The sequence below is a fragment of the Paludisphaera soli genome (genome assembly GCF_011064595.1).
In the GTDB taxonomy this organism is placed as follows: Bacteria; Planctomycetota; Planctomycetia; order Isosphaerales; family Isosphaeraceae; genus Paludisphaera; species Paludisphaera soli.
In genome coordinates, this window is the sequence record NZ_JAALJI010000042.1 from 1 (window position 1) to 20,794 (window position 20,794).

13 protein-coding genes and 4 pseudogenes are annotated in these 20,794 nt (G+C 67.6%); 7 read left to right on the forward strand and 10 right to left on the reverse strand.

From position 1 onward, the window contains the following. Both G6O68_RS29360 and G6O68_RS29365 read left to right on the forward strand, forming a co-directional pair. On the forward strand, positions 1-226 hold a 226-nt coding region (locus G6O68_RS29360), incomplete at its 5' end, for a DUF1259 domain-containing protein (RefSeq protein ID WP_165250380.1). A 535-nt stretch (positions 227-761) separates the two neighbouring features. Beyond that, entirely contained in the window at positions 762-5,954 is a 5,193-nt protein-coding gene (locus G6O68_RS29365; protein ID WP_165252916.1) for an RHS repeat domain-containing protein, read from the forward strand. 109 nt (positions 5,955-6,063) lie between these two features. On the opposite strand, the gene G6O68_RS29370 is transcribed toward G6O68_RS29365, so the two are convergent. Further along, positions 6,064-6,330 carry a hypothetical protein gene (locus G6O68_RS29370; protein WP_165252918.1) on the reverse strand — a complete coding sequence of 89 codons (267 nt, stop codon included), beginning with the start codon at positions 6,328-6,330 and terminating at the stop codon, positions 6,064-6,066. Between the two features lie 121 nt (positions 6,331-6,451). Here G6O68_RS29370 and G6O68_RS33090 point away from each other — a divergent pair, with 121 nt between their 5' ends. The 3 genes and pseudogenes from G6O68_RS33090 to G6O68_RS29380 all read left to right on the forward strand — a co-directional run. Then, positions 6,452-6,622, forward strand: coding sequence for a hypothetical protein (locus tag G6O68_RS33090; protein WP_240911556.1), 171 nt, complete (start codon positions 6,452-6,454; stop codon positions 6,620-6,622). Between the two features lie 21 nt (positions 6,623-6,643). Next, on the forward strand, positions 6,644-7,549 hold the full coding sequence (locus G6O68_RS29375) for an IS701 family transposase (RefSeq protein WP_240911557.1): 906 nt from the start codon (positions 6,644-6,646) through the stop codon (positions 7,547-7,549). Positions 7,550-7,786: 237 nt separating this feature from the next. Continuing rightward, positions 7,787-8,221 (forward strand): annotated as a pseudogene (locus tag G6O68_RS29380) (recombinase family protein); the annotation flags it as partial. A 32-nt stretch (positions 8,222-8,253) separates the two neighbouring features. Here the strand turns inward: G6O68_RS29380 and G6O68_RS29385 are convergent. From G6O68_RS29385 to G6O68_RS33825, 3 genes and pseudogenes are all read right to left on the reverse strand, one after another. Continuing rightward, positions 8,254-10,110 carry a recombinase family protein gene (locus G6O68_RS29385; RefSeq protein ID WP_165252922.1) on the reverse strand — a complete coding sequence of 619 codons (1,857 nt, stop codon included), beginning with the start codon at positions 10,108-10,110 and terminating at the stop codon, positions 8,254-8,256. A 434-nt stretch (positions 10,111-10,544) separates the two neighbouring features. Then, a pseudogene (locus G6O68_RS33710) lies at positions 10,545-10,985 on the reverse strand (recombinase family protein); the annotation flags it as partial. A gap of 300 nt (positions 10,986-11,285) precedes the next feature. Further along, positions 11,286-12,292 (reverse strand): annotated as a pseudogene (locus tag G6O68_RS33825) (IS3 family transposase); the annotation flags it as partial. Between the two features lie 63 nt (positions 12,293-12,355). Between G6O68_RS33825 and G6O68_RS29405 the strand changes: the two are divergent. Continuing rightward, a pseudogene (locus G6O68_RS29405) lies at positions 12,356-13,263 on the forward strand (IS3 family transposase); the annotation flags it as partial. Between the two features lie 762 nt (positions 13,264-14,025). Here G6O68_RS29405 and G6O68_RS29410 read toward each other — a convergent pair. The 3 genes from G6O68_RS29410 to G6O68_RS29420 all read right to left on the reverse strand — a co-directional run bounded on the left by G6O68_RS29410 (position 14,026) and on the right by G6O68_RS29420 (position 17,492). Then, a complete protein-coding gene (locus tag G6O68_RS29410; RefSeq protein WP_165252928.1) occupies positions 14,026-14,754 on the reverse strand; it encodes a GP88 family protein in 729 nt (242 codons plus the stop codon). A gap of 1,706 nt (positions 14,755-16,460) precedes the next feature. Then, positions 16,461-17,036 carry a transposase gene (locus G6O68_RS29415; RefSeq protein WP_315852146.1) on the reverse strand — a complete coding sequence of 192 codons (576 nt, stop codon included), beginning with the start codon at positions 17,034-17,036 and terminating at the stop codon, positions 16,461-16,463. 21 nt (positions 17,037-17,057) lie between these two features. After that, a complete protein-coding gene (locus G6O68_RS29420) occupies positions 17,058-17,492 on the reverse strand; it encodes a winged helix-turn-helix domain-containing protein (RefSeq protein ID WP_165252930.1) in 435 nt (144 codons plus the stop codon). Between the two features lie 501 nt (positions 17,493-17,993). On the opposite strand from G6O68_RS29420, the gene G6O68_RS29425 reads away from it, so the two are divergent. After that, positions 17,994-18,362, forward strand: a complete 369-nt coding sequence (locus G6O68_RS29425) for a DUF1580 domain-containing protein (RefSeq protein WP_165252931.1) — start codon at positions 17,994-17,996, stop codon at positions 18,360-18,362. Positions 18,363-18,428: 66 nt separating this feature from the next. Here G6O68_RS29425 and G6O68_RS29430 read toward each other — a convergent pair whose 3' ends face one another. From G6O68_RS29430 to G6O68_RS33095, 3 genes are all read right to left on the reverse strand, one after another. Further along, positions 18,429-18,776 (reverse strand): transposase, encoded by a 348-nt coding sequence (locus G6O68_RS29430; protein WP_261345620.1) that lies wholly within the window; start codon positions 18,774-18,776, stop codon positions 18,429-18,431. Between the two features lie 252 nt (positions 18,777-19,028). Beyond that, a complete protein-coding gene (locus tag G6O68_RS29435) occupies positions 19,029-19,373 on the reverse strand; it encodes a hypothetical protein (RefSeq protein WP_165252934.1) in 345 nt (114 codons plus the stop codon). 1,059 nt (positions 19,374-20,432) lie between these two features. Beyond that, complete coding sequence (locus G6O68_RS33095) at positions 20,433-20,732, reverse strand: DUF6444 domain-containing protein (protein ID WP_390625404.1); 300 nt, start codon at positions 20,730-20,732, stop codon at positions 20,433-20,435. Positions 20,733-20,794 lie beyond the last annotated feature (62 nt).

Here is a 20,794-nt window from a genome sequence, read left to right on the forward strand (position 1 = left end):
TGACTTCATCATGACCGCCGAGGAGGTGCAGACGGTCTTGCGGGCCCTCCGCAAGTCGGGCATCCATATCGTGGCCTTGCACAACCACATGGTGGGCGAGAAGCCCGCCTTCTACTTCACGCATTTCTGGGGCAAAGGCTCAGCCAAGGAGCTGGCCCAGGGGGTCAAAGCCGCGTTGGACGCCCAGGCACAGGCGTCGAGGGGTGCGGAGGCGAGCCACCGTTAAGTCGCGTCCCTTCGGGATTGAGGCGGACTGCCGTGACTCTCGCGGCGGTCCGTTCCTGCCGCTGGTTTTGTGCAGGATAACCCCCTTTCTTATGCACAACCGCTTGTCTCAAAAACGCTCCATTTCGGGTTTGCCATCCGGTGATGAAAATAGTGCCAGATTTCGACACTTCTCGCTGAGCCCGACAGCCGCCGGGCTTTGCCGGGGCTCGGAATCAGCCTCGGCGTAGCAGGGTATGGGTTCCCCGACCACCACCGACTCGAGTCTGATGGTGAAATCGCCTTCAACCCATTGGCTCATTAGGCCTTAGGTCGAAACCATGTCGGGATGAGCGAAAAGTGTTCAGTTTTCTGTTGCGGTACGACGTATTTCCCAATCCAATAACGTCTTCGCCTCAGGTGTACGAAAGGAAGGAGCTGTGGGAAAGTCGAAGCGCGATCGACATGCTTCCACCAGGGGCGGCCCCATTCGTCCCGATGATCGGACGCCCAACGATGGACCGGGCCCGGGAATTCGGGCAGGGAGACCGTCTCGATTGGATCGCCCTGAAATGGAACCGGTGGCTTTGGCCGGCCGAGGTCCGGGTTGGGATGACACGAACATTGGATCGGCCTTCGACCCTGTCAACCGGCGTGGTCGCAGCCCGGTCGCCGTCCTCGCCGCCACGCACACCGCGCTTCGGTCCGGCAGGACTGCCCCCCCTGGCGATCGCACAGCTGGCGCCGGCAATAGCAGCTTTTACGTCGCAATCCCGGTCGTCCGCCTCACGGGCCGCGGCCTCGATCTCTCGCTCGATCTCCATTACAACTCTCTCCTTTGGAATCAGACGCCCGGCGCGCTCGGCATCACAAGGATGGTCTTTGATCCGGATGACGACTGGCCCGCCCCCGGCTGGTCGCTCGGCTTTGGGAAGCTGATCGTCACGAAGGATTTTGAGGCCATCCTGATCGACGCCGACGGCACACGGCATCCATCGACGGCCACGGAGACAAAGGACCTGGGCGGCGGGACACTCGAGAGCCTCTATCACACGACGGACGGATCACTCATCGACTTTACGCTTGTGTCATCGCTGCAGGCACTCGTCAGCGCCGTGGTGAACTATGCGGATGGAAGAGTCGCGCTCTTCAAGTCGGTCTCGGATCGCACGTTGTATCCCACGAGCATCATTGATGTTAATGGCAATGTTATCATAATCGACTATGTAGCAGGCCAAGGGCCTCGCCTGGAAACCGTCACGGACACGCTTGGGAGAGTGATCTCTTTCCATTACAGCCCCTCGGATGATTTGACGGCCGTGACCGGCCCTGGGCTCAACGGGGCAATGAGGGAGTTTGTCCGCCTGCACTACGGGACGCTGCCGATTCGACATTCGTATGACGCCCGGACGACTCCCGCCGACGTGAAGGTCATCGACGCTATCTTCTACCCTGGCAACGGGTCTGGATACTGGTTCGGCGACGGCACCTCCTACTCGTCCTATGGCATGCTGAGAGTTGTCAGCGAGCAGCGAGCCATGGGATTCTCGGCGACATCTCCGACGGATCAAGGAGCCGTCTCGTCCGGGTCTATGACTCGCATGCGGACGTACAATTATCCAATCACACCGGATCCAGCAATCAAGCGAGCCGCTCCCACCTACACCCAGCTCGTGGAGGATTGGGCCAAGGGGGGTCCGACAAACCAGGCAGTTACCAACTTCGAGATCAGAAGGAACGGAAACGAAACGACAGTCGTGATGACTCGTCCTGACGGGACTCGCACGACTCAGATTACCAATGAAGTTGGATTGCCCACTGAGCTGACAGTCCAGGATGCGCAGGGCAACCAGTTGCAGTCGATCTCGACGAAATGGTCCGCAGTCAATGACCCGGCCGCATACGTCTCCTGGATTCCCCAGCGCATCGAGCGAACCCAGGAGCGATTGCCGAAAACAGCCACCGATTTCCGATACGATCAGAGTGCGTACCGGCGCGTCATCGAAGTGCTCGACTACGGATTCGAGTACGGATTGCAGCGTACCGACGTGCTGAAGCGAGTGAACACCGAGTATGTTACTGACGATCAGTACGTCAAGGATCGGCACATCCTCAGCCTTCCCAGGATCGTCCGGGTCTTCGAGGGCACATCGAACGTCCCCCTCTCACGCACGGATTTCATCTATGATGGCCAGCCTTTGGAGCCCGCTCCGAACGCTCTGCAGCACGCCCCGTGGCTGAGCGCTTCACGCGGCAATGTCACAGAGATCCGGAGTTATGCAGACGCGTCCAAAGGCACCAGCCCGGTTGTGCGTCAAAATCGATACGACATCACGGGCAACCTCGTTACGACACTTGGAGGATGCTGCAAGCAGGCATTCCGTTACTCGTTAGCGACGCAGTATGCCTTCCCGGAGAAGCAGGAGTTCCGCCCGATCCAGGAACCGGCGCCTCCGGGCCAGGGAGAGGCCCCGGCACTGATGGCCACTTCGACTCGGTACGACCTTTCCTCGGGCCTGCCGCTCGAGACGACCGACCTGAACGGCCGAACGACTCGCTTTGATTACGACCCCGCGTCGCTGCGGCTCGCGAAGGTCCGCGCAGCGAATGGGGTAGCGACTTTCTTCGAGTACAACGACGCCGACATGAGAGTCCGCGAGTTGACCTATGGTGGCTCGCTGGGTCTCTCCGATGGATTTGACCCACTTCGTTTCATCGGCCAGAAGGACCGGTACAACTGCGCGAGCTTCGCCAGCCAGGCAGAGGCCCAGGCCGTCCTGTGGGCCGATCCGCGCGATCCCAACCGGCTCGACGGCGATCGCGACGGGGTGGCCTGCGACCGGAAGCGCGGCCCTCGAGCCTCGAAGTCGTCCCCAGAATTCGCCTCCCGGATCCTCTGGTACAACGGGAGGGGCCAGGTGCGTCGCACCGCCAGGCTCGCTCCGGGCGGGTGGGATGTCGTCGACGTTGAGTATGACTCGTTGGGACGGTCCACCAGGGTTTCATCGCCGAGACGGAAGGGGCCAATCCCGGAGCAGTGGACTGAGGAGCCAGTCACCGCGTGGAATACTGTGACTTACGACGCACTGAGTCGCATCGTGAACCTTCGATCGCCCGACGGCAGCGAAACGCGCAGCTTCTTCAACGAGGCCAGCCGCCCTGGCCAGGCCTCGACCGAGGCGGGCTCGACCGTCCGTGTCAGGGATCCCTGGGGGCGAGAGCGATGGTCGCGTTCGAATGCACTGGGGCAGTTGGTCGAGGTTGTCGATCCCAATCCTGATGGAACCGGCGAAGTCTACAGTCCCGGTCATCTCGTCACACGGTATCGCTACGACGCCCTCGGCCGGCTGCTTGGGGTCGATCAGGGGGTGCAGAAACGTGAGTTTGTCTACGATGGGCTGGGACGACTCAGGCTTCAAGCGTTGGCGGAGAAAGACCGGACCATCGATGTGCGGGGCAACTACGTCGCCGATGATCCGATGGCAGTTCCCTGGTCTGATGTGTTCTCCTACGACAATCTCTCGAACCTGACAAATCACGTGGATGCCCGGGGCGTCGGAACGCTCTACGACTACAGCGGCGACCCGCTCAACCGCATCCAGCGCATTCAGTATCATCTTCCGGACCCAATGACCGATGCGCAGCAACAGAACCCGGTCCAGTCGGCTCCTGCAGTTCGCTTCGAGTATATGAAGACGGGCGATCTGAGACGGCCTCGCCTGAACACCATCGATGGCGTGGGCACCGAGGGATTCGCCTATGACCAGGAGGGACGGCTCGCCAGAATCACCATGACTCTTCTGAGCCGGCCGGGCCGCCCGCAAGTCACCGACTACACCTATGACGGGCTCGGGAGACTGCGGGCCGTTCGACTGCCCGCCGAGGACTGGCTCGCCGGGGCGCCTCGCCGCCTCATCGAGTATGAGCTGGACGAGGTGGGCCGGCCCCGAGTCATGAAAGTAGACGGTGAGCTATACGCCTCTGAGATCGAATACAACCCGGAGGGAAGGGTCGTCTCGCTGAAGATCGGTCCATCCGGCCCCAACCAGGTCACGGAGACCTACAAGTATGATTCAGCAGGCTACCTTATGGGCCAGAAGGTGCAGAGAGCAGGCACATTACTGCTAGATCTGTCATATGACTACTCGCTGGGATTGATGACCCCCTGGCGAACCGGCCAGTTGAATGGGATCACCAACAACCTTCAGCCGGAACGTAGCCTGTTTTACAATTACGATGCACTGGGACGGATAAAGCGTGTGTTCGGCGGCGCGCTGGGCACCCCGCTCTGGAAGCAGGAATACCAATACGATAGATACGGAAACCGTCTGTCCATCGCATTGACGGTGAATCACCGTCCTGCCACGGTTCCCGTGGATGGCTACGCGAACCTCACCTACGACGAGCGGACCAATCGGCTGAAAACCCCGGATGGGGACTACCTGTACGACGAGGCCGGGAACCTGGCGGCGGTTCAGGAGGGCCAGGGCCAGTTTCGACGATACCGATACGACGCCGCGGGCCGGCTTGCCTTGGTTCTCGCGGCCGATGGATCGGTGATCGAAGCATACACCTACGGCTCCGATCGGCGCCGGCTCATGACCGCACACGGCGATGCAGCCAGCCCGCGGACGTATCACATCTGGATCGGAGACACTGTGGTGGCCGACCACCTCCGATCGGGCCACCCGGCGGACGCCTGGCTCGAGGCGCGGAGCTACGTTCACCTCGGTAGCCGCCTCCTCGCGACCCGCGTGGTCGTCCCTAATGCCCCTGTCGCCGATTGGCTGCACCATCCGGACCGCCTCGGGACTCGACTCACTTCAAGCTCCACCCGACCACAGATTCAGCACCACGAGGCGCTCCCGTTCGGAACGTGGCTCGGAGAGCAGGCTCCAATCAGCAATCGCCCCTTCACCACCTACGAGCGAAGCGCGGCCACGGGCTTGGACTACGCGATCAACCGATTCTACGACGCACGCCAGGGACGGTTTATCCAAGCCGACCCTTTGGCCTCATTGAACGTAAGCGGCAGATCTGCCGCAATTTCGGTCCGCAATCTTTACCAATATTCAAAGAATGATCCTATTAACTTCGTCGACCCTCTCGGTCTTTTGGAGAAGCAAATCAGACTCCACTGCGTATGGAATTATCAGAAAGGCGATTATGATTGCGTGGATCTGGGGCCAGAAGGGTCGATAGGCGGAGGCGCCGGCCTGTTGCCTAATGAGCGCAGTGTTGGTCATGCTGGGGGAAACGGAGCAAAGCATCAAATTCATGACTACGCAGACCTTGCCATTGAGAGCTCTCCCAATTGCAATTCGCCCCACCTGGTGAACGCAATATCGGCATTCGGTCAATTTTACCCTTCGACAGGTACTGATCTCGGCGATGCATCCACTTATCTGCTTACTGGGAATGTCCTTGCTATTGGTGAGAAGTTCTCATTGGTTGGTTTCGCAAATGTATTTGCTCTTGCAGTTCCAGTCGCTTTAGATGTGCTTTCCTTATTTCCACGCGCTTTTTCAGCCATTCACCAATGGGGTTTGGAAGATGCTCGATTCCTTACACCTCAGGTACAGAACGGCTTTAACGGGGTCTACTCTGATTTGTGGGAACATCTCACTCATGCACCGGAAGTTGCTGCGGTTTATGGACTAGCGGCCAGCGTCACGCAGGATGCTCGTTGCATGTCAGCGGCTGCCACGAAGATGGTAAAAGCAAGCGTGGGTCCTAAATTGCCGCCATGATGGAAGCCGAACTCGCCAAGATAAATTTTAAATTAATTGCATTTAGGTTCATAACTGCACTTTCCGGAATTCCTTATAGCCACGCTGGCCGCGGAGTCCCTCGTCCCGGTCACTTGACCGGTTCCGACGGCACCCCGCCGCATGCCGCCGCCAGCCCCGAGGCGAGCCGCCGTAGCACCTCGTCGTCTTCGGCACCATTACACCCCGCGGACAGCCCGATCGCGGGGGGCGATGTGGTGACTTCGACGTGGACCGGCCGCCCGTCGATCCGGATGTTCCACGCCCGGCCCCGGCGCGTTCGTTCCACTTGTTCGGCGGCAGCGGCCAGGAAGGCGTCGGCCGCATCGAGCACCGTGGGCCCGTCGGACTCGAGCATCACCTCGCACGTCGGGCCCATGTCCGTACCTCAGCCGAGCGGGTAACGAATGGACGGATGCCGGCCCGTCCGGGACGATGGCGGTTGCCACACCGGACCATCACCCCGGACGGAGCCAGCCATGACATCTTCGCACCGGACGCCCGCGCCGTGCCAGTGGTTCGACCGACTCGCTTCCGCCCTCGACAAGCGGTTCGCGGCACGCCTCGCCCTCTTGTTCCTCGGGGCCGTGCTGGCGCGCGGCCGCCGTACCGTCACGACCTGGATCCGCGCCGCCGGGCTGAGCGAGTAGTTCCGCCCCTGCTACACGGCCGTGGCCGCGACGGGCAAGAAGGCCGAGACGGTCGCCGCATACCTCGTGCTGTGGGTGATCAAGCCGCTGGCGGTTGGGGCCGGGCGGCTGACGCTCGCCATCGACGACACCCCGACCCGGCGCTACGGGCCGCACGTCCAGGGTGCCGGCGTGCACCACAACCCGACCCCCGGCCCGGCCGGATCCCCCCACGTCTACGGCCACGTCTTCGTCGTCCTCGGCCTGTTGCTCGCCCACCCGGCTTGGGGCGTGGTGGCGCTGCCGCTGTTGTCCCGGCTGTACGTCCGCGAGAAGGACCTGCCCGGGATCGGCCCGAAGCACCGCCCGGAGTTCCGCACCAAGCTGGAGCTGGCCGTCGAGCTGCTGCGGTGGGCCAAGCCTTTGCTGAGGTCGTGGGGCCAGGCGCTGTGGGTGGTCGCCGACGGGGCCTACGCCAAGAAGGAGTTCCTCAGGCCGGCGATCGCGCTGGGGCTGACGGTGGTGAGCCGGTTGCGGTGCGACGCCGCGCTGCGGTCGCTGCCGCCGGAGATCCCGGAGGGCCGACGGGGGCGCGGTCGGCCGAGGACCTACGGCCCCGACCGGATCAGCCTGGCCAAGCGGGGCGGGCAGCGGCGCGGCTGGACGGCCGGCGAGTTCACGCTGTACGGCGAGAGCGCGACCAAGCGGTACAAGACGTTCCTGGCGACATGGCGGCCGGCCGGGGGCGTGATCCGGGTGGTCCTGGTGGTTGAGCCGACGGGGTGGCGTGCCTTCTTCTGCACCGACCCGTCGGCCTCGGTCGCGGACATCCTGACGACCGTGGCGGACCGGTTCTCGCTGGAGAAGGACCAACCGCACTACACCTCAAGGCACAGGTGGTGCGGAGCCCGCACGCCCGATTATCATCGGCGTCGCGGCGTTGCTTGAACTCGCCGCATCGTGCCGACAACTCCTGACGGGACAGCCTGGAGCCATCGCATGCCCATCGACGCCCACCCCACCGCTCCCCCCCGCGCCTGACCGGCCGCAAGGCGCCGGTCTCGCCCTCGAGCCCGGCCATCCTCTGGGCCCGGCTGCCGACCGACAGGAGGCGGCAGCTCCGCGACCTGCTGGGCGGGCTGCTCGTCCGGCTCCACGAGGCGAGTCGCCTCGAGGAGGTCGGCCGTGAATGACACGCCGCGATCTCCCAAGCTCAGGCCCTGGCATCTCGACCGCGACGCCGTCGTCTACATCCGCCAGTCCACCCCGCAGCAGGTCGTCGATCATCAGGAGTCGACCGCCCGCCAGTACGCCCTCGCCGATCGCGCGGAGGAACTCGGTTGGACTCGGGGACGCGTCTCCGTCATCGACGACGACCTGGGCCGGAGCGGCCAGTCCGTCGAGGGCCGGCCCGGGTTCCAGCGGCTGCTCGCCGAGGTGGCGCTGGACCGCGTCGGCCTGATCCTCGGCCTCGAGATGAGCCGGTTGGCCCGCTCCTGCAAGGACTGGCACCAGCTGCTTGAGCTGTGCGCCCGCTTCCACACCCTTCTGGCCGACGCCGACGGTCTCTACGACCCGACCGACCACAACGACAGGCTCCTTCTCGGCCTGCAGAGCTCCACGAGATAAAGCACAGGGGATTACATTTCGCCTTACGACCTCTTCGCCGTCGACCGGCCCCAGCCGCGGCTGCGGGCCACGTAGCCCACCGAGTATACGTCGAACTTCAGACCCTTCGCCGTATGGAACCCCTCCGACTCAAGGATCTCTGCGATTTTCACGTATTCATTATCCGGAAGGAGCGCGCGGATGCGCTCGACCGCGGCCGCGGGCGTCTTCGGAGCCCACGCACCGACCGCCGGCCGCGGCACCGTGACCTTCGTCCGCGCCCCGGTTTGCCACTCCACCTCGATCCGGATCTGCCCGGCCTCGGTCACCCCGTCCAGGTATACCCGGTGGACCAGGAAGCGCAGCAGTTCCTTCCGGTCCTCCATCCCCGTCGTCGCCGCGTGCCACACCTTCCCGAGGTCGGCCGCCATCTCCCGCACCCGCCGCCGCTCGGCCGCCCCCAGCGGGCTGGCCGAACGCCGGTCCAACTCCTCAGCCTCCCGCCTGAGGCGCTCCCGCTCCCGCAGCGCCTGCTCCCAACGCGCCTCCAGTTCGGCCGCGACCAGGCGGTTGGCCGGGTCGATCGCCTCGTACCGCCTGCGGGCGATCTCGACCTCGTAGTCCGCCCGCTGAACCTGCATCTGCCGCTGCCTGCGGGCCTCGGCCCGCTCGGCCTCGTACGCGTCCAGGGCCCGCAGCGCCACGTCCACCTGCGCCGGGGTGACGGCCGCGAGGAACAGCTCGGCCACGGCCGCGTCGACCGGGGCCGAGCTCATCATCTGGCACGTCGCCCCGCCGTCCACGTACCCCGCGACACACCCATAACCCGGGGCCCGCTTCTCCTTCGTCGAGTAGTAGAACACGCTCATCCGGGCCCCGCACCGGCCGCACCGGGCGACCCCCTGGAGCAGCGCCCGCCCGCGGCGCGGGGCACCGCGGGTGCCGGCCCGGAACCAGTTCTCACGGAGCGTCTGCTGATTCCGCAGGAACTCGTCCCACGTCAGGTAGGCCGGGTAGACGCCCCGCACGCACACCGGCCAGTCGGCCATCTGCCGGGCCGTCGTCTTGGCCTTGCCGGTGACAGGGGAGCGGTCGAACGGGTCGTACTCCTTCTGCCCGTAAGCGTACGTACCGGCATATGCAGGGTTGTGCAAAATTCTAATGACGGCCCCGAACGTCGGCACCTTCCAGCGCACCTCCCCGTGCCCAGGGCCGCCCCACGCCTGGGCAGGGATCTGGAGCTTCTCCCGCCGCAGCCGGGCGACCACCCGGCGGGCCACCCGCAGCTCGGCGAACAGCTCGAAGACGTACCGCAGCCGGGCCTGCACCTGGCGGTCGGGGTGCTCGGCCACGCCGCCGGCCTCGGTCCGGACGTACCCGACCGGCAGCGGTTTGGCCATCTCGCCGCGGCGGGCCTTGCTCCACCGCCCGTCGTGGAGCCGACACCGGATGGTCATCAGCTCCGCCTCGCTCAGGGTCCCCTTCACTCCGAGCAAGAGCCTGTCGTTGGGGTCCCGTGGGTCGTACACGGCCGACTCGTCGGCCAGGAGCGTCTTGGTGATGCCGCAGATCTCGACCAGGCGGTGCCAGTCGACCGACGAGCGGGCCAGCCGGGACGCCTCCAGGGCCAGGACCAACCCGACCTGGCCGGCCCCGATCTCGGCCAGGAGCCTCTTGAACCCGTCCCGGTGGTCGGAGCGGGCCCCGGACCGGCCCTGGTCCTCGTCGATCGTCTGCACGGCCGCGGCCGGCCACCCCAGCGCCCTGGCGCGGTCGGTCAGGGCGTACTGGCGTGCGGTGCTCTCGCGGTTGTCGCGGACCTGGCGCGGGGTCGACTGGCGGACGTAGACGACGGCCTGACGGCGGAGGTGGTCGGTGCGGATCTTGGCGTCGGTCGGCATCACCCGTCCTCCTCGGTGTCGTGGGTGCGGACGGCCCGGAGCACGAGGCGGGTCAGCCGCAGGCCGAACCGCTCGCGGTCGGCCGCCGGGAGCAGGGCCCAGAACGCGTCGGGCGTCACGCCGACGGTCGGCGGCGGGTCGATCGTGCGCTCCGGAGTCGCTGGCAGAGCCGGGACATCGGCGGCAGGGCGTGGGCCAGCAGGGGCGGGAGATCCCGGGTCTGCGGGAAGGAATCGTCGGGCAGGTCGGTCCAGGAGGCCGGTGCGGCCGACCGCCGTCCGTCGGGCAGTTGCAGGACGAGCCATGGTGAGTCCTCCCTCCAGAAGTAGTCCGTCACGGTGGCGAACAGGTCGCCGACGTCGCGGCGGTGGCGCTCGAGGATACCGACTCGTAGACCGCCGATGTGAAATGACTGTGGGGTATGTCGCACCGCTCCGCAGCCCCAGCAACATTCGGTCGTTCGGATCGGTCGGGTCGTACACGCCGTCGGCGTCCGCGAGCAGGACCTGGAACAGGCCGCACAGCTCCAGCAGTTGATACCAGTCCTTGCACGACCGCGACAGCCGGCTCATCTCGCGGCCGAACACGACGCCGACGTGCCCGAGCGACACCTCGGCGAGCAGCCGCTGGAACCCCGGCCGGTTCTCGACGGACGCGCCGCTGATCCCCTGGTCGTCGTCGATCACCAGGACCCGGTCGTCGGCCCAGCCCAGGGCGACGGCCCGTCGTCGCAGTTGGTATTGCAGGTCGGCCGATTCGCGGTCCCCGGCGACCTGCTGCGGGGTGGACTGGCGGACGTAGACGACGGCGAGGCGGTCGCAGTGCCGGGGCCGGATCTTGTGGGCGAACGGCGAGGCGGCGTCAATGCGGCTCATGCGTCCCCTCCGCTGGTGCGTCGGGGCCGGCGAGTCGCTCCGCGAGCATCAGACCGAGTCGCCGGAGCAGCTCCTCCCGATGGCCGGACGGCAGGTCCTGCCACCGAGGCCCGGTCGGTCGGGGCGGGTTCAGGCGCGGGGGGGGACGGGGATGGGTCGGTCGGGCATAGTGCAGCTCCTTCGGCGCTGGCGTGATGCTCCTGACAGAAGCGGGCCAGGTCGAGCAAGGCCCACGGACACGCGACTACCTCCGTTGTATCCTCGCCGACAACGTCTTTGTCGATAGGTGGTCGTCCTCCGCTCCTTTTTCAAGCTCGCGAAGAAGCTCTCCATCGGCGCGTCGTCCCAGCAGTTGGCCCTCCGGCTCATGCTGCAGGCGATCCCGTGGCCGGCCAAGAGCCGCCGGTAGTGCTCGCTGGCGTACTGGCTGCCCCGGTCCGAATGGGCCACCAGGCCGGCGCCCGGCAGCCGCCGGGAGACGGCCATCTCCAAGGCGTCGACGACCAGCCGGCTGTCGATCCGCTCGCCCATCGACCAGCCGACGATCCGCCGGGAGTGCAGGTCCTCCACCGCCGCCAGGTACAGCCAGCCCTCGCGGGTCGGGATGTAGGTGATGTCGGCCGTCCAGACCCGGTCCGGCGCCGCCGGCTCGAACTGGCGGTCCACGACGTTGTCGGCCACCGGGCGGTCGTGGTTCGAGTCGGTCGTGCACCGGAACTTCCGCTTGGTCTTGGCGGCGACCCCGTGCTCGCGCATCAGCTTGGCCACCGTGTTGACGCAGCACGCCTCGCCCCGAGCCGCCAACTCGGCGTGGATGCGCGGGCTGCCGTAGCGGGCCTTCACCTCGGCATGGATGGCCTTGATCGAGATCACCAGGGCCTCGCTCCGCCTCGTCCTGCCGCTCGTCGGCCTTCCCCGCCAGTCGTAGTAGCCGCCGGGGGAGAGGGCCAGGACCCGGCACATCAGCCGGACCGGCCACCGGTCCCGGTGGGCCTCGACGAAGTCGTACCTCATGACGACTCCCTGGCGAAGAAGGCCGTCGCTTTTTTCAGGATGTCGCGCTCCATCGTCAGCCGCTTGTTCTCGGCCCGGAGGCGGCGCAGCTCCTCCTCGAGGGCCGGTGGGTTGCCGTTGCCGGGGAAGGCCTGAGCGCCGCCCGCGGCCAGCGCCGTCTTCCAACTCCGCAGCAGGCTCTCTCCCAGGCCGAGGTCGCGTGCGACCTCAGCGATACTCCTGCCCTGCTCGGTGACGAGCTTGACCGCCTGTACCTTGAACTCGGGGGTGAACGTCCGTCGCGCCTTCGCCATCACTGTCCTCCTCACGTGAGCTTACGCTCTTGTCGGAGCGCTCGCCAATCGTGGGGAAGTCCAGACCTCAGCCTGGACAAGAAGATGCTCCAGGACGTCCTGTCAAAAAAAGTCTGACCCCGGCCAGGCGACGCGAGGTGGCGGAGCGTCTGAAGGCGGCCTACGGGGCGAGCGAACGCCGCACGTGCGCGGCGTTGCGCTTCCCGCGGGCGAGCCTGCGGTACGTCAGCCGTCGCGACCCGCAGGACGCCCTGCGGGTCCGCCTCCGCGACCTGGCCGGGGCCAGGTTCCGCTACGGCTATCGGCGGCTGCACGTCCTGCTGCGTCGCGAGGGCTGGGAGGTCAACCACAAGCGGACGTATCGCCTCTACGCCGAGGAAGGGCTGGCGATGCGGGCCAAGACGCCCCGTCGCCACGCCAGCTCTCAGGTCCGCACGACGCGGCCGGCCGCTGAGGCGGCCAACCGCGTCTGGGCGATGGACTTCATGAGCGACGCCCTCTCGGATGGGAGACGCTTCCGCGTCCTGACGATCGTCGACGCGTACACCCGCGAGGGCCTGGCGGCCCTCGCGGACCTCCGCTTCACGGGCGACCAGGTCGTCCGGGCGTTGGAGGGGGTCGTCGCCGAGCGTGGCTCGCCCGCGAGCATCCGGGTGGACAACGGCCCGGAGTTCGCCGGCAGGTCGCTGGACCTGTGGGCGTACTTCAGCGGCGTGACGCTGGATTTCAGCCGCCCGGGCAAGCCGACCGACAACGCCTTCATCGAGGCGTTCAACGGCCGGCTGCGGCAGGAGTGCCTGGACCCGAACTGGTTCTTGTGCCTGGACGACGCCCGGGCGAAGATCGAGGCGTGGCGGTCGCGCTACAATCGCGAGCATCCGCACAGCTCCCTGGGCTACCTGGCCCCCGAGGAGTTCGCATCAAAGAAGGCCGGGGAGGACGGGCCGATCACCGCCGCCGAAGTCTCATAATCCCTGGACTCGAAGAGGGGGCAAGCGCAACCGTCTCGGGCGGGGACGTCCGCCGCCCGTCGGTCCTCCGCCGGCCGAGGACCATTGACGTGGACGTGTCGCGCACGCGTGCTGCACAGCCGACGTCCGATCGACGATCGAGTCGGGCGAGGTCGTCGAGCCGGCCGCGCCCGGCACCCGGCCTGACTCCCGACCGTCCCCGCCTCGGTCGGACGCAGGGTCGGAATCTCGTCGGCGTGCCGATCCGGACGCTCGTCGCAACGGGGCCGCCCGACGCCGAGGGATCCCCACGCTTCGAGGCGGAGCAGGGGGCTCGATCCTCCGGCGGATCGGAGCGAACAGTCGCTGGAGTCCTCCGCCCTCGAGCCGTCGCGTACGCGACGCCCGTTCGCATCGATTGAATCCCGGGATTCAGGACGCTCGGGCCGCTCGTCCGACGCTCGAGCCGGCGTAGGGGCCGCGACCGTCCATGTCGCGCCCTCCCCGGGACGACCCGCCGACGTCCGACGTCGCGCGGCCCGAGCCGCCCGCGTCGGAGATCGCTGGCGACGTCCCAGGAGGCGAGCCCGTCGAGATGGATCCGCCCCTTCATCTCGCGGGAGCTAAAAAAGAACCGACCCCCGGGCAGGGCCTGCGAGCCCGCCGTCCCCCCGGCCGCCGCTCGACGCCCGGCCGTCGAACTCGAGGGGGACGGTCGGGCTGGGATGGATCCGGCCGCCGCGGGCCGACGCCTCGCGGGCCGAGGACGGACGGCCCTGCAGGTCAGGACCGGGCCGGCGGGCGCGACGGCCTGTCGAAGCAGATGCGGCAGCGTTCGCAGCTGATCGGCGGGCAGGACCTCGGGACGGCCTGCTCGTACGGGCAGACCAGCACGCAGTTGGCCCGCTTGAGCGGCCCGGACCGGCGGACGCGGAAGGCCAGGTCGGCCGACGCCGGCACCGATCCGGGCGGCTCGCCCGGCCCGATCATCCAGGCCGTCCGGACGCCCGGGTCGCGGGGCGGGGGGCCGGAGTCGCGGTCGCCGGAATACCACAGCCGCACGTTGGGGAGGCCGGCGAAGTCCGCCAACGCCCCGCGGATCTCCGGGGCCCTCCAGGACCTCGTGTAGGCGAAGAAGACGGTCGAGCGGCAGATCCGCGCGGCCTCGGCCCAGAGGCCGACGTAGCCCGCCGAGTGGAAGTCGCCCGAGCCGTGGACGCGGACCACGCGGACGAAGTCGCGGCGGACCTGATCGACCAGGTCGGCGACGAACCCGGGGCCCTCGGCCCGGGCCAGGTTCCGGGCGTGGCGAGTCTTCACGGATGGGAAGGCGAAGCGGCCCGAGCGCGCGTAGCAGGACGCCCGGCACGCCGGAGTGGCCCCGGGGCAGGCGGCGACCGCAGGGGTCGAGAAGGTCCAGATCAGCTCCCGCCCCAGCTTCGAATTCCCCCGGCAGAGCAGCGGGGGGCGTGTGCCGGGGGCGGGCGCGAGGAGTTCGAGGCGATTCGACATGGGGCGGCTCCTGGAAGTCGGCCCGGTCCGGTCCCGGGCCGGCGGCCCGGCGTGCGTCCGGGCTCGTGCGGGTCGGTCGGTGACGCGCGAGGACTCGCCGGGGCCGAGGTGCCGGCCGGCGAGTCCTCGCCCGAGAGGCTCGGGGGTGCGGAGGTCGAGTCGCGGGGCCGCGTCGGGCGACCTTCGCGAATCCGAGGTGGGGGAGGGGCCGACCGCCACGCCGTGCGGCCCCCGGACGCACGCAGCCCCAGGCGGCGGGGAACGCCGCGAAGCGGGGCCGGCCCGCCCGAGCCGCGAGCACCGGCCGGGGACGCCCGACCCCTCGGCGATTCCGACGCGGGAAGGAGGGACCTCGTCCCTGAGCTCCCTTTCCTCCCGAGTCCATGGTCGGCGATTTACCCCGACCACGCGGCGTTCGGGCTGCGGATGCCGTCGCGAAGCAGGTCGAGGGTCTAACGGGCCCCGTCTCTCGATGACGCGATTCCACCGCGGATTAAGCGGAGACGAGGAGGGGGGCGGCCCACAGGGGCCGCTCGGGCGGGATAAACTCCTCTGACTCTCTACCGACCTCCCCGATCTTCGGGGCGGGCCCCCGTCTCGGATCGTCCGGATCCGACGTTCGGGCACGTTTGCGAGGTCGAGTGCAGGCGTCGCAGGCCGAACCGACCACGGCCCCGCTCAGGTCCAGCTCATGCGACACCTCCTCTCGCGTCCTGCGGAGTCGCACGGCCGGCGTGGGAAGCCGAAGAGCGATCGGCCAGACCGGGTCGGCTACGCTGGAATCGATGCTGCTCCTCGCCGAACCGGTCCTCCCTCCACCGGAAGGGGAGCGTCGTCCGCCCCTGGGTTCTGGGCCTCGGTGAGCTCGCCTGCCTTCCGATCGGAGCGAATGACGTCGTCGCCGGGCACGGCCGCGGACGCACCGTCCTCCGGGACGTCACCCTTCGCCGAGACGGCCCCATCGCCGCGGCGGCCCCGTCCCCGGACGTGAGCAGCCGAACTGAGGCTCACCCTCGCGCCCGGAGGAACTGGCCATGCGGATGCGGACACGCGACATCCCGCCGGGACTCGCCGGGACGAGAAGACGGACGACCGATCCTCCAGCCCCATGCCGGGTGTTGTCGGGCCGCTCGGAATCCATTCAGCGGAACCGTGACAAGGACACTATTTCCGACGCCCGCGACGAGCACTCCCGGCTTCCAAGCCCACTCGCCGGCGAACACGTGCCAGCAGCTCGGATCTTCGAAGTCCCCGTCCAGTTCGTGCATCGGGACGCTTCGCCACGCTGTCTCCCCCCGCTCGATCGAAGGCGGCTCGGACGCGACGAGAGAGACCCTACGATGACGGGAGATCCGGATGTTCGGTGGTGAAGGAGGACGACGCTCGCTTCCCCGCCGACAAGCTCATCCAGGACGCAGTTACGCTGGGCCGGCACGTCGGCGTATTCGTCCCGATTCTTGGGATAACGCTTCGATCCGGGCGGGCTGTGGAAGCTCCCTCATCGCGCCGCGAAGGCCGCCCCAAGTCGATGCGACACCGGCTCGCAGCCGGGGAACTAGGTGGACCAGTCGTCGAGCATTCGAGGCACCAACCCGAGGCCAGACGGTTCCCGCCCCAGATGACGGCGCCTGGTCATCGGTCCGGGCACAGGACCTGGACGCCCCCGTTCAACACTACTGACTCCAGCATGGCCAAAGTGACACCGGTCACAAGCGGAGCGGGATCTCGGCGTGGCGGATGAACGAGGCCAGGAGTTCGGGCCGTCGTCGCAGGTCCGACAACTCCCGGCACAGCCGCAATCTCAGTTCGGCGGTGTCTTCGGGGGCGTAGTTGGGCAGGCGGTGGTACTTGGTCCAGCCCCACACCCCCTCGTCCGGGTTCGCCTCCGGGGCGTAGCCGGGGAAGTCCTCGGCGACGATCTCCGGATGCTTCGCCAGGTAGGCCTTCACGAGGCCCGACCGGCCGTGGATCCGGCTCCGATCCCAGAGGATCGTCATCGGCCCGCCGAGGCGGGACTTCAGGCCCTTCAGGAAGGCGACGGAGTCCTCGCCCCGGGCGTTGGCGTCGTCGGGCAGGAGGCGGAAGTAGAGGTTGGGCCTGCGTCGCTTCGGGCTGACGGTCACGGCGCTGATCGCCGAGATCCGCCCCTTGCGATGCCACGCCTCGACGAGCGGCGTGCGGCCCCTCGGGGCGTACGTGCGACGGACCACCGGCGTGAGCTGGAAGCCCGACTCGTCAAGAAAGACCAGGTGGGCTCGCCGCTCGCGAGCCTCTTCGAGGATCCGAGGGAGCTCCTCGGCCCTTCAGTGGGCGGTCCGCTCTTCATCCCGCTGCCGGGCCTTCTTCTGCGGCCGCTGGCTGCTCCAACGCAGCCGCCGCCGGAGGATCTTGCGGACGTGTTCGACGTGGTACTCGACGCCGAAGCGACGACGGACGAGTTCGGCGACCCGGCCGGCGCTCCACAGATCGTTGGGCCAGCCGTGGGCCCGGGCGCCTTCCAGCAGCAGGCGCTCCAGCTCCCGAAGCCGCTCGTCGGCCAGCCGGGGCCGGGGGCCGGGATGGGGCCTGGCGGCCAGGGCCTCGGGGGACTTCTCGGCCAGGGCGAGCCAGCGATACAGCGACGTGCGGCCGACGCCGAGGATGCGGGCGACGACGGTGGGCGACTCCCCCCGCCGCATCAGTTCCACGGCGTGGCGACGGCGACGTTCCAGTTCCTGCGCGGTTCCAACGGGTCTCATGCCCTTACTACGACGAAAGCCGCACGAGTGTTCCTTTGACTATACTGGAGTCAGTAAGGCCTTGCGATTTCTGTAGTTCATAGTGCGGTGACCGGCTGTACGACGATGTAATCGCGCCGCTTCCTTTTCACCCCTTCCGGGACTCGTCGGGGGCCGGCCGCTGCGGCGTCTCCGGCTACCAGTCGTGGCACCGTCACCCTGCGAAGTGAGCCGGGCGTGGATGTCGGTCGCGTCCTCGGGGTTGTCGCCGGTGCCGCCCGTCGACGCGGTCGTTCCGCCGCGCCTCTCCCGCCCTGCCTGGCGATGGGGCCCGCGGCCGGGATGGTCGCGGTCGGGGGGGCCCGTCCGCCGCGCCGTCTCGGGACGCGCGCCGAGGCCGCCGTTCGCGAAGTCCAGGCTGCCCTCCGGTCGGTCGGAGTTCGCCGCGGAGGCCGACGTCGGCTCGCACCATGGAACGGCCGCACCTTAGGCGGAGGCCGCGAACCTGGAGGACTGCTCTACGTGCATTTCGGGGCGTCCCCCTACAAAGGGGCCATGGCCGCCGCGCATCGCGGGGGCCGAGCCGAGGAGGAACTTGAAGTGGCCGAGCCCGAAGCCCCCCTGACGGTCGCCCAGGCGGCCAAGCTCTACCCCCGCGGGACTCATGTCAGCACGGTCATCCGGCACATCACCAAGGGCGTGAGGACGCCCGGGGGCGTGGTGAGGTTGGAGGCCTCCAGGATGGGCGGCCGCTGGACGACGACGGCCGCCGCGGTGGAACGTTTCCGGTCGGCGTGCACCACGGCCCGGATGCCGACCTCGCCGCCTTCCGCCCGGACGACGACCCAGGCGCAAGTGGCGGCGCACCTGGATGCCATCGGCTTCGGGTAGAGCTCTGCCGCTCATCCTGGCGAACTTCCGCGAAAGGTCGTTGTACGCTTTTCATAGACCTGACATCTAGCCTCCTATGCTCAGTAAGATGCACCCCGGCATCCGAAATGACATCGCAATCTTCGACGACCTTTGGGCGTGAACGCGTCGATCGAGCTGCCTCCAGAGGCCCTCGACGGTCCACTCGTCGGCCTTCCGCAGCAGGGCCTCGAGCTTGAAGGAGGCCTGCTCGATCGGGTTCGGATCGGGGCTGCACAGCGGTATATGCAGGAGCCGACAGCCCGCCTCCTCGATCGCCTCGCGGACGCATCGCCGCTTGTAGCACGACAGGTTGTCCATGGCCACGACATCGCCGGGCAGCAGGGCCGGCCGGGTCGAGTCGCTGGGGCACGTAGGCCGCGAACGACTCTCCATTGATCGCCCCGTCGACCACGACCGGGGCGATCACCGCCGTCGGCCCGCAGGCCGGCGACGAACGTGGTCGTCTTCCAACGCCCGTGCGGTACGGCCACGACCGGCCGCACGACGCCGGGGGCCCGGCTCCGAGTCCGGCTCATGTTCGTGCTCGCCCAGGTCTCGTCGACGAACGCCAGGCGATTCGGGTCCAGCCCCGGCATGGCCTCCCGGCAACGGTCGCGGGCCTGAAGGACGTCGGGGCGGTCCGGCTCAGCGGCCCTCAGAACTTTTTTGGGTCACGCCCAGGGCGTGGAAGGCCAGCCAGAGCGTGGAGATCCCAAGGTCCAGCCCGAGGCGGCGGCGGTGCTCCTCGAGCGTGGCCCGAGGGGCCTCGCGGGCTGAGACGCGGATGGCCTCGGCGTGCCCGGCACAATTCGGCGCCCGGCCGTACTTCTGCGCCCGCGGGGCGACCTCGCCGGTCTCGCGGCGACGCTGCTTCAGGCGGCGGGCCCAGTTGGGGCTGACGCCGTACTTGGAAGCCATCTCGGCGGTCGGCAATCCGGCGTCGCAATCGGTGAGCACGCGCTTGCGGAGGTCGGCGGAGTAGGCTCTCACGGCATGGCCCTCGGGTCGGCGATACCGCGAGATTGCCCGTCCCGTCAACAGGACGCTAGACCTTCGGGCAAATCGCTCTAAAGTTTGTAGCAGGGTCTAGATGCGTCCGCAGGCTCCTCGCAAGGCCGTTCAAATGGTCGCGGAGTGACGCAAGTCGTCGCGGCGGCGTCTATCGGCCGTTTGGCAGCAATCCTGCACGAATCTGGTCGCCGGGCGAGGCTGTTGGTAGAGGCGGAGGATTGGCGGGTGGGGCGACCCGATAGAGGATCCCCCTCGCATCAACACGATCCGCCCCCCCCGGCAGGACGGCGAACGCCAGGGTCGGTCCGCCTTCGCCGCGAGGACTGCAGACGGCTACCGCTCGAGGCCGCCGTGAAGAATGGCGTTTGGAGCAGGCCGTCGCGCCCTCGACCCGGCCCCGGACGGCGGCCGTATCGATCAGGACCCTGGCCGTCATGTTGAAGAGGTTTACATATCCGGTTGGCGGAATAATCCTCGGGGCAGGGGGCGGAGCGACCTGGGTGGAAGACGGTATGGAAGCGGCCTATCTGGCTCACGTACCGGGCCTACAGGCTCACCGACTCTCTTGGGCGGTGGGCGGCTCGATCAATTTTTTGGGCTCGGCGTCCCGGCTGGGCACGACGACCCGTCCGGCCTTGCGAAGCCCACGACCGTGCCGGTGCGTCGCCGTAGGCGAGGACGACTTCGGCGACGGATCGATCGCCGGGGTCGTCCCCCGACTGAGGCCCGGGCCGGTGGATCCTCCGGCCGCTGGACAACCCTTCCGCCACGAGCCGATCGTATTCGCCGCGTCTCTCGGGGGAGCCGTGGCGTCCCAGGTAGAAATCTCGACCCGAAAGGGTGACGACGGCCTGGCCGGACGGCCGGTGGAGGCGATAGGTGGGCGTTCGAATGCGGGCTCTCGACACGGCGAGATCTTCTGAATCCGATAACTACCGGCTTTCGGATCAGTCAGGCCGCACCACCCCAGGTGGGGCGGGTATCCGTAAGTACGAATTCAGGAGGTGCTTGAGCGAGTGGCTGGGGTGGGGCTCGAATTCACGACCGACGCATTAACCTGACCTGAAGCGTCGGGTGAAAGCCTTTGACGTGGACTACCTCGTCGGGATCGAGCTGGATGCGGTCGTGCCGCCGAGGCCCCGGCCCCCCCCCTCGCTGGCGACCCGAGGGCTTGCACGGCAGCGCCGGCCTCGGATGCAGCGGATCGCTCGACGACGGCCGCGACGAGTTCGACGAGCTCCGATTCAGGCGAGCTTTCAGCTCGGCGATCCGGGCGTCCTGCGACGCGATACGGGCCTCGAACGCGGCGACAACCGCGTCCAAGGCGGCCTGGGCCACCGGCCGGATCGCGACCTATGTCGCCTACTGCGTGCACTGCGGACACTTCATGTCTCGAAGAT